The organism is Microcoleus sp. MON1_C1 (assembly GCF_036701945.1).
In the GTDB taxonomy this organism is placed as follows: Bacteria; Cyanobacteriota; Cyanobacteriia; order Cyanobacteriales; family Microcoleaceae; genus Microcoleus.
Genome location: NZ_JAUBRO010000093.1, coordinates 1 through 9,884, shown reverse-complemented (window position 1 = coordinate 9,884; position 9,884 = coordinate 1). Strand labels below are relative to the sequence as shown.

Sequence of the window (9,884 nt, the reverse complement as noted above, 5' to 3'; positions counted from 1 at the left end):
TTGAACGGCTTAATTGGTAATCAGCGAAAAGCAGCTTGAGTATAATTACTCACTACAAAAGTGACATGCTCCCAAATAATTTGCCGGATGTGTTGAGTCGTTGGCAACTGCGGAATACTACGGAACGAGAGCGATCGCGCACTGCTCAAAGTTTCTGTGTACCCAAGGCTGATATTGCTTCTCAGGGGTATGACCTTAGCTTAAATCGTTACAAGGAAGTTGTGCATGAAGAGGTGGAACACCGCACACCAAAAGACATCCTTGCTGATTTGGCGAAATTAGAGGTGGAAATTAAGCAGGGGATGGAGAAATTGGAGGGGATGTTGGGATGAACGTCGTCACAACACGCTTATCTAATCTCTGTAAAGTAATTACTAAAGGGACTACCCCAACAAGTATTGGATATAGTTTCTCTGATAATGGAATCGTTTTTCTGCGTGTTCAGAACATTAACGGTGGAAAAGTTAATTATGATCAGCAGACTCTTTTCATAGATGAATTAACACATAAAGCTCTTTCTAGGTCGCAAATCTTGGCAGGAGATATTCTTGTTTCTATTGCTGGCACGATAGGTCGTGCTGGTATTGTGCCTGACAATGCTCCACCTTTGAACTGTAATCAAGCTGTTGCAATTGTTCGGACAAATGAAGATATATTTCGCCCATATCTCAGACATTGGCTAGAAAGTAATAATGCTCAGAGTCAAATGATTGGGGCAACTGTAACTGGTACGATTTCTAATCTCAGTCTCACTCAGATTGGCAATTTACAAGTCCCTTTACCTCCTTTAGAAGAACAGAAGCGGATTGCAGAGATACTCGATCGCGCCGAAGAACTCAGGTCTAAACGTCGAGAAGCGATCGCACAACTTGACAACCTCACCCAAGCCATCTTCATAGAAATGTTCGGCGATCCCATTACAAATCCGAAGCGGTGGGAAATTTGTTCCATTGGATCATTTCTTAGTGATGTCACTAACGGACTAACTCGCAGAAGAAAAGAATCTGACAAAGGTACTGATATAGTTCTTCGACTCCGTGATATTCGTGCTGGCTGGATTGACTTCTCGGATGTAAACAGAATTTCGCTTGTTAGCAAAGAATTGCAGCGTTATCAAGTTGAGAGCGGTGATCTGCTTTTTATTCGTGTAAATGGTAATCCTGACTATGTTGGTAGGTGTGCAATATTTGATGGCTTTACAGAACCCGTTTATTTCAATGATCATATTATGCGAGTAAAAACAGATAAATCAAAAATAAACGGACAATTCTGTGTTTTTGTTCTGAATGGTGAGCGTGGTAAGAGAGAGATTGCATCTCATCGAAAAACATCGGCTGGACAACACACTATCAATCAAGAAGGACTAAGCAAAATTAATATTCCTCTTCCCCCTTTTGGTCTTCAACAAGAATTTTCCCATCGCGCCGAAGCTGTAGAAAAACTCAAAGCAGCACACCGCGCCTCACTGTCAGAACTCGATGCCCTCTTCGCCTCCCTGCAACATCGAGCATTTAGAGGAGAGTTATAGCTATGCGTGGAGAATTCCTTAAAGTTTGGTCTGAATCTTGGCGGGAAATATGGAGCAAACTTGCCCGACATCCTAAAGCACCTGATGACCTGTTCATCGAGCTTTACCGAGAGTTAATTAAGGTATTCATTATCCCACCGAGTCAGACGAGCGATGAAAAGGTATGGGCTGAGAAAAGATTTGCGGAAATTGTCAGTGATCCAGCACAGGCGAAAAAAGCGTTTATGAAAACAAAGTCTAGCAGCTTATGTGGCGAACGGTTTCTTGTAAAGTTCTGTGAGCGTGCCTATCAGGTCGTAGAAGATTTGGGAGGCGATTTACCTGGGTTTGCTCCGTATCTAACAGACCAAATCAACGCCGATATCATTTACCGAGGAGAGTTATAACATGAAAGCCACCGAAGCCAAGCTACTCGCCTTTATCAAGAAGTCCCCGCAGTTCGTTATCCCCATTTACCAGCGTACCTACTCGTGGACAGAAAAGGAATGCCGACAGTTGTGGGATGACATCCTGCGTACTGGCTCCAATGATGACATTACTACTCACTTCTTTGGCTCTATTGTCTACATCGAAAAAGGACTTTACCAAGTATCAAGCCAGTCACCACTGCTTGTAATTGACGGACAGCAACGCCTAACAACAGTTACATTATTAATTACAGCACTGGCTAATGCTCTTGATGATACTGAGCCAGTAGAAGGTTTTTCACAGCGCAAATTACGAAACTATTATTTACTTAACCCTGAAGAAGATGGAGAACAGCATTTCAAACTGATTCTTTCGCAAACTGATAAGGATTCACTTATAGCCATTCTCAATAACTCCGAGCAACCCAAAGACTCTTCCATCCGCGTGACAGAAAACTTAAAACTTTTCGAGTCGTTGATTAAAGATTCTAAGGATAAGCTAGCGACTATATGCAAAGGACTAGCAAAACTGTTAGTTGTAGATGTTGCTCTTAGCCGAGATCAGGACAATCCACAACTCATTTTCGAGAGTATGAACTCAACTGGTCGCGAGCTAAGTCAAGCCGATCTAATCCGTAACTACATCCTCATGGGACTGGAACCTCAGCTTCAGACTAAGCTTTATGAGCAATATTGGCGACCTATGGAAGTAGAGTTTGGACAAGAGGCTTATGGTACACAGTTCGATAGCTTCATGCGCCATTTTTTAACAGTGAAAACTGGTAATATTCCTAATCAGGGAGAAGTTTATGAAGCATTCAAAGCTCACGCGCGCTCGCCGGATGTAGCTAAGGCTGGAGTGGAGCCAATGGTAGCTGATCTTCGCACATTTGCCCGTTACTACTGCGCCATGACATTGGGCGCTGAACCAGACCCTGACCTTAGATTAGCCTTCCAAGACCTGCGAGAGTTGAAGGTGGATGTAGCTTACCCCTTCCTCTTGGAGCTTTATCACGATTATGCTTCGGGTGATTTTCCCAAGGCGGACTTTCTGACAGCAGTACGGCTGGTTGAATCCTATGTATTCCGTCGTGCCATCTGTGCCATCCCTACTAACTCGCAAAACAAAACTTTCGCTACCCTCACAAAAGCTGTTAAGAAAGATCGCTACATCGAAAGCATTCAAGCTTACTTGCTTCTATTGCCATCATATCGGCGCTTTCCCAACGATGAGGAGTTTAAGCGCGAACTGCAAACCAAAGACCTCTACAAATTCCGCAGTCGCAGTTACTGGATGCGTCGTCTGGAAAATCACAAGCGCAAGGAACAAGTGTTGGTGGACGAGTACACCATCGAACACATTCTGCCCCAGAACGAAAACCTTTCTTCAGCCTGGAAGACAGCACTGGGCGTAGAGTGGCAGCGAATTCAGCAGACTTACCTACACACCATCGGCAACCTGACTCTTACCGGATACAACTCGGAATACAGTGACAAAACATTTGCTCAAAAGCGTGATATGCCAGGAGGCTTTAAAGAAAGTCCACTGAAGCTAAATCAGGGGCTTGGAATGGTAGAACAGTGGGATGAAGATGCCATCCGGCAACGGGCAGACCGACTTTCTACCATAGCACTCGATGTCTGGGCAGCCCCTAAGCTAGAAACCAGCGTGCGTGAGGGCTATAAATCCAAGCCCGCCCAACAAGGCTATACCATAGAAAATCACCCATATTTGGTTTCGGGACCAATGGCAGAGGTGTTTAAAGTATTCAGAAAAGAAGTTCTTGCGCTTGATGACTGCGTGACCGAGGAATTTCTCAAGCTTTACGTTGCCTACAAAGCAGAGTCCAACTTTGTGGATATAGTACCGCAAGCCAAGCGGTTACGCATTTCGTTAAATATGCCATTTCCCGAAATCAATGATCCCAAAGGCCTTTGCAAAGATGTATCGAGTGTAGGGCGCTGGGGTAATGGTGATGTAGAGGTTGGTCTGGAATCGCTTGATAAGTTGCCTTATGTGATAGGGTTGGTGCGACAGTCACTTGAGAGACAGATGGGAGGCATAGAGTAGTCCAATGAGTAACTTTGCTTTCCTCCAAGCTGAATTTCCTACAATTTATGAATCCGCCAAGAAAGCAGTTGATGCAGTACATCCCGACCCTCGCACTGCCTGTTTTTATGCCCGTCGAACTTTGGAGTTAACCGTTAATTGGTTATATAAGTACGATAATTCCCTGGAACTGCCCTATCAAGATAATCTAAGCGCCTTGATTCACGAACCTACTTTTAAAAACTTAGTAGGTGAAGCAATATTTAACAAAGCAAGAGTCATTATCAAACTAGGGAATCCGGCCGTCCACAGTGCCAGACCTATCCCTGTTAATGACGCTATAAATGCTGTACGAGAGTTGTTTCATGTTACATATTGGTTAGCCCACACCTATGGACGCAGTAGCAAACCCAATGCGGGGCTTACCTTCAACTCTGACGCATTGCCCAAGACTGCACCACTTCCTAAGCAAACCATTGAACAACTTCAGAAACTAGAAACTCAACTACGCGATCGCGATGAAAAGCTCTCAACAGTTCTAGCAGACAAGAATGCACTTGATGAAGAACTGAAACAAGTACGGGCAGAATTGGCAGCAGTCAAAAAAGCCAGTGTCACCCAGCCAGATACCCACGACTATTCTGAGGCACAAACCCGCGACATCTTCATAGACCTCTTGCTAAAAGAAGCCGGATGGAACTTAGATCAACAACGCGATCGAGAGTTTCCGGTTACAGGGATGCCCAATTCATCAAATCAAGGTTTTGTGGATTACGTCCTCTGGGGTGATGATGGTAAACCTCTGGCAGTCGTAGAAGCCAAGCGTACCCGAAACGACCCCCGCATCGGGCAACAACAGGCTAAGCTATATGCCGATTGCTTAGAAAACCACTTTAATCAGCGTCCAGTTATTTTTTACTCTAACGGTTACGAGCATTGGCTGTGGGATGATACTAATTACCCACCGCGACAGGTGCAAGGATTTTATAAAAAAACTGAATTACAATTACTTATACAGCGCCGAGCTACTCGTAAATCTTTAGCAGCAGGCACAATTAACCCCACCATTGCCGAACGTTACTATCAAACTCGTGCCATCCGTCACATTACCGAAGCCGTAGAGACTGATAAAGACCGCAAAGCCCTGATAGTTATGGCGACTGGTGCAGGCAAAACCAGAACCGCGATCGCCTTGGTCGATCTGCTGATGCGTTGTAACTGGGCTAAACGGGTTCTATTTCTAGCAGATCGTGTAGCTTTGGTAAATCAGGCAATCAATGTATTTAAGAAACATCTCCCCGATGCCGCGCCAGTAAACTTAGTCACAGAAAAAGATACTGAAGGACGAGTATTTGCTTGCACCTATCCAACCATGATGGGATTAATTAATGATACCCGTGACGGTCAGCGTCGTTTTGGCGTCGGGCATTTTGACCTAATTATTATTGATGAAGCTCACCGATCGGTCTTCCAGAAATACCGTACCATTTTCAACTACTTTGATTCTGTCTTGCTAGGACTAACCGCTACGCCCAAGGATGAAATTGACCGCAACACTTACGGACTTTTTGACTTAGAAAACGGCGTACCTACCGATGCCTACTCGCTTGAAGATGCCGTAAAAGATGGGTATCTAGTCCCCCTGAAAGCAGTATCAGTGCCGCTTAAGTTTCAACGACAAGGCATTAATTATGGCGAACTCTCTGAATCCGAAAGAGAAGAATGGGATGCGCTTGAATGGGACACAGAAGGCAATGCCCCTGAGCGCGTAGAAGCAGAAGCAGTAAACAAATGGTTATTCAATAAAGATACCGTGGATAAGGTGCTAGAGCATCTGATGACGAGGGGATTAAAAGTTGTTGGGGGCGATCGGCTCGGCAAAACCATTATTTTCGCTAAAAATCAAGATCATGCAGAATTTATTGCTCAGCGGTTCAACGCCAATTATCCACACCTTAAAGGTGAGTTTGCCCGCGTCATTACCTTCAAAACCTCCTATGCTCAAAGCCTGATTGATAACTTTTCCCAAAAAGATAAAGAACCTCATATCGCAATCTCAGTGGATATGCTCGACACTGGGATTGACGTGCCAGAGGTAGTTAATCTGGTGCTGTTCAAAATTGTTCGCTCCAAAACTAAGTTTTGGCAGATGATAGGACGAGGTACGAGGCTATGTCCTGACCTATTTGGATTAGGGCAAGATAAAGATTTTTTTTACCTGTTTGATTATTGCCAAAATTTAGAGTTTTTTCAACATAACTCAGAGACTGTTAATGCACCAATAACTAAATCATTGGGTCAGCAACTGTTTACCGCTCGATTAGAGTTAATCGGAGAGTTAGATAAAAGAATACCTGAAAATCAACCAATTAATCAAGCAAAACTGAGCAAGCTTCAAGAGTCTCAAGCTGCCTCTAAAGAACCAAAGACTGATGCAGAATTGCGCCAGGAACTCGCCAATTTACTCAATACCGAAGTGGCGGCTATGAATACTGAAAACTTCATAGTGCGACCTAAACAACGATTTGTAGAGAAATATGCTAATTCCGCAGCATGGGCGTCGCTATCGATCGATGATTTTCTTGAGCTTAGTCAAGAAATAGCTGGCTTGCCTTCCCAATTGGAAACAGAAACAGAAGAAATAAAAAGATTTGATGTTCTGATGCTGAAGTTACAATTAGCAATCCTGCGCTCTGACTCTACGTTTAAGCGTTTACAAGAACAGGTGAAGTCACTTGCAGGACTGCTAGAGGATAAATCTGCCATTCCCTTCGTGCAAGAACAGTTATCGCTGATTCAGGATGTACAAACCGAGGAGTGGTGGCAAGATGTGACATTACCAATGCTGGAGGTGTTACGCAAACGCCTACGGGGGTTAATCAAGCTGATTGAGAAACAAAAACGCCAACCTATTTACACCGATTTTGAGGATGTAATGGGGGATGAGATAATAGTTGAGTTGCCTGGTTTTACAGCATTAGATAACTTTGAGAAGTTCCGTGCTAAAACAAGGGCTTTTTTGCGATCGCATGAAGATCATGTGGTCATTTTTAAACTACGGACTAACAAACAGCTCACTCCATCCGATTTATCTGAGTTAGAGAAGATATTGCTAGAAAACAAATTAGGCGTAGAGGAAGATATAGACCGTGCTAAAGAAGAGTCGCATGGGTTAGGCTTATTCGTCCGTTCCTTAGTAGGACTCGATCGAGAGGTAGCCAAGCAGGAACTAGCGAGGTTTATATCGGGTAAAAATCTTAACTCCAATCAGATTGAATTTGTGAATATGATTGTGGATTACCTAACCGCACATGGCGCAATGGATGCAGCAATCCTTTATGAATCCCCATTTACCGACATTACGCCACAGGGGCCAGACGGATTATTTACCTCGACTCAGCTAGATGAATTATTTTCTATTCTTGAAGAAGTTTCTACACGGGCTGCTGCATAAGGCACAGCAGTAAAACCTGGAGCGTTACAAATAATCTTGGCTGAAGCCCAATTATAGTTACAGTAAAACCTGGCTTTTGGTGTTGAGGAACGCGCAGCCTGGCATTTTCCCCTGCCCTTGGCACCGCAATACGCCACCATCAAGAGCAAGAATTAGAAGCGCTGAGCAACACAGTTTTAAATATGGCACTGCTCAATACATCGAAGGCAGATATTCACAGAATGTTTTAAAATTGGCTAAATGAATTTACAAGCTGGCATTTGATGTTGCTCAAGTATTTGCACGAAGGTACTTATAATGCAAGCCAACGGCAAATTTGAGAGGCGGCAGACAGAATGTTCTCTATTTTGACTTAGAATAGGCGGGCAAAATTATTACTTCGGGTAACTCAGGATGTGGCACAAAAAAAGTGTTTGGTGGATCTTGGGAGGATTGGGAGGAAGTGCGATCGCTATCTTTGCCCTAGCCAAATTTTCCCACTGGCAACGTCTGCGTAGGTATGAGAAGATTCTTGAATTGAGGGCGGTGCAATGGAGCGGTAAAAACTTAGCCGGTGCCGATTTTTCTCGCCAAGTTTTCCGAGAGGCAAATTTATCAGAGGCGAACCTGCGACGGGCAAACCTCCAAGGGACAGACTTCTCTGGTGCCGCTACTAACCTAATTGACACTGACTTGCGCCAAGCAAATTTAACAAATGCTTTGCTCTCCTATACTCAGGCTACCAGAGCCAATTTCTCTGGGGCAATCCTTCGTTCGGCAAACTTCAGCAACGCTAGCCTGAATGGTGCGCGTTTTAGAGATGCTGATTTGCAGGGAGCGATTATGATTGGGGCAAAACTGGTAGCGGCTGACTTCAGCGAACTGAAGCACGATCCGGCTTATCTCGATCGAGCGGATTTGACCGATACGGGTATTACGAGTTTTCGCGATACACGGCTTTGCAACGCCACGATGACAACTGGTGCAATTTCTAAGCAGGGTTGCTTTTGGCCTTCCTACGATTTGAAGAAAGCAGCACAAGCTCAGGATTGGTCTTGGATGGACTTACTCCAAGCGAAACAGTGTCCTTACTCGTAGGGAAACGGCACTGCTGTGTCCTCACGTTCGATCGCCCCGATCGCATCAACAAAACCAATTTTCCCGTAAAATCAAAACAGTCTACCCGCAACCAAAGCGCTACCTGTGGCAAAGTCAACTGAATCCAGCAATCCAGAGAGTCCGAGCCAACTTGCCCGCACGCCTCTGTACGACCTATCATTAGAACTCAAAGCCCGGATGGTACCCTTTTCCGGGTGGGAGATGGCGGTGCAGTACGCAGGCATCAGCAGCGAACACCAAGCAGTACGCCAGCAAGCAGGAATGTTCGACATTTCCCACATGGGAAAATTTGGTTTGAGAGGGAAACAAGTAAGAGAAAAATTTCAACCCTTAGTACCCTCAGACTTGAGCCGCTTGCAACCCGGTCAAGCTCAATATACAGTCTTGCTAAATGCCAAAGGCTGTATCTTAGACGACATTATTTTCTACTGCCAAGAACCAGACCCTATCACTAGCGAAGAACGTGCAGTAATCATTGTCAATGCCGCCACTCGCATCGCCGACAAAGCATGGATCGCCACTCACTTAGAATTGAGCGAACTCAGTTTTACCGACCTCTCCGAAGATAAAGTTTTAATTGCCATTCAAGGGCCAGAGGCTGTTAACTATCTCCAGCCTTTTGTGGAAGACAGCCTCGCACCAATTAAGGCATTCGGTCACTTAGAAACAAATCTGTTGGGACAGCCGAGTTTTATTGCCAGAACTGGTTACACCGGCGAAGATGGGTTTGAAATCATGGTGGATGCCGAAGTAGGAAAAGAACTGTGGCGAAAATTGTTAGCTGCTGGCGTTGTACCCTGCGGTTTGGGTGCCAGAGATACCTTGCGTTTAGAAGCAGCAATGGCTCTTTACGGTCAAGATATCGACGACAATATCACGCCTTTAGAGGCTGGATTGGGTTGGGTAGTTCACCTCGATAGCAAAGGCGATTTTATTGGTCGCGAGGTTTTGGAACAGCAGAAAGCGAGTGGAGTATCAAAGAGGTTGGTAGGTTTAGAAATGCAGGGGCGGCACATTGCGCGCCACGGCTATCCGGTAATATTTGAAGGCGAAACAGTAGGAGAGGTTACTAGCGGTACATTATCGCCTACTGTGAATCGGGCAGTAGGCCTCGCGGTTGTTCCGGCCAAATTAGCGAAAATCGGTCAGCAATTAGAGGTCGAAATTCGCGGGAAAAACTATCCGGCTAGTGTGGTAAAAAAACCATTTTATCGATCGCCAAACCGCCCCAGTTAAATTAAGTAGGTAAGCCTTAATTTAGGGGCGTTGCTCAGGGAGCGTGTCACTTTTGCAATAAGTATAAATGCTTAAAAAAGCAGAATAGTAGCTTTGAGCTATTGTTGAGCA

The 9,884-nt window shown here is 44.8% G+C and carries 7 protein-coding genes; all 7 read left to right on the top strand.

The annotated features are described in order from the left end of the window. The first annotated feature begins 65 nt into the window (after positions 1-65). Positions 66-332, top strand: a complete 267-nt coding sequence (locus tag QUA62_RS28305) for a hypothetical protein (RefSeq protein WP_333408139.1) — start codon at positions 66-68, stop codon at positions 330-332. Next, complete coding sequence (locus QUA62_RS28300; RefSeq protein WP_333408138.1) at positions 329-1,528, top strand: restriction endonuclease subunit S; 1,200 nt, start codon at positions 329-331, stop codon at positions 1,526-1,528. Before QUA62_RS28305 ends, QUA62_RS28300 begins: the two co-directional genes overlap by 4 nt. Positions 1,529-1,530: 2 nt before the next feature. Further along, positions 1,531-1,914 (top strand): hypothetical protein, encoded by a 384-nt coding sequence (locus tag QUA62_RS28295; protein ID WP_333408137.1) that lies wholly within the window; start codon positions 1,531-1,533, stop codon positions 1,912-1,914. A 1-nt stretch (position 1,915) separates the two neighbouring features. Next, positions 1,916-4,006 (top strand): GmrSD restriction endonuclease domain-containing protein, encoded by a 2,091-nt coding sequence (locus tag QUA62_RS28290; protein WP_333408136.1) that lies wholly within the window; start codon positions 1,916-1,918, stop codon positions 4,004-4,006. A gap of 4 nt (positions 4,007-4,010) precedes the next feature. Next, the gene (locus tag QUA62_RS28285; protein WP_333408135.1) at positions 4,011-7,439 is read left to right on the top strand and encodes a DEAD/DEAH box helicase family protein; all 3,429 of its coding nucleotides are present in this window, start codon (positions 4,011-4,013) and stop codon (positions 7,437-7,439) included. 393 nt (positions 7,440-7,832) lie between these two features. After that, entirely contained in the window at positions 7,833-8,516 is a 684-nt protein-coding gene (locus QUA62_RS28280) for a pentapeptide repeat-containing protein (RefSeq protein ID WP_333408134.1), read from the top strand. 105 nt (positions 8,517-8,621) lie between these two features. Then, complete coding sequence (gcvT, locus tag QUA62_RS28275; RefSeq protein ID WP_333408133.1) at positions 8,622-9,773, top strand: glycine cleavage system aminomethyltransferase GcvT; 1,152 nt, start codon at positions 8,622-8,624, stop codon at positions 9,771-9,773. Positions 9,774-9,884 lie beyond the last annotated feature (111 nt).

Bases quoted from the DNA above. Each gene is read 5' to 3' on its own strand.
- QUA62_RS28305 (WP_333408139.1), top strand. From the start codon at position 66: ATGCTCCCAAATAATTTGCCGGATGTGTTGAGTCGTTGGCAACTGCGG.
- QUA62_RS28300 (WP_333408138.1), top strand. From the start codon at position 329: ATGAACGTCGTCACAACACGCTTATCTAATCTCTGTAAAGTAATTACT.
- QUA62_RS28295 (WP_333408137.1), top strand. From the start codon at position 1,531: ATGCGTGGAGAATTCCTTAAAGTTTGGTCTGAATCTTGGCGGGAAATA.
- QUA62_RS28290 (WP_333408136.1), top strand. From the start codon at position 1,916: ATGAAAGCCACCGAAGCCAAGCTACTCGCCTTTATCAAGAAGTCCCCG.
- QUA62_RS28285 (WP_333408135.1), top strand. From the start codon at position 4,011: ATGAGTAACTTTGCTTTCCTCCAAGCTGAATTTCCTACAATTTATGAA.
- QUA62_RS28280 (WP_333408134.1), top strand. From the start codon at position 7,833: ATGTGGCACAAAAAAAGTGTTTGGTGGATCTTGGGAGGATTGGGAGGA.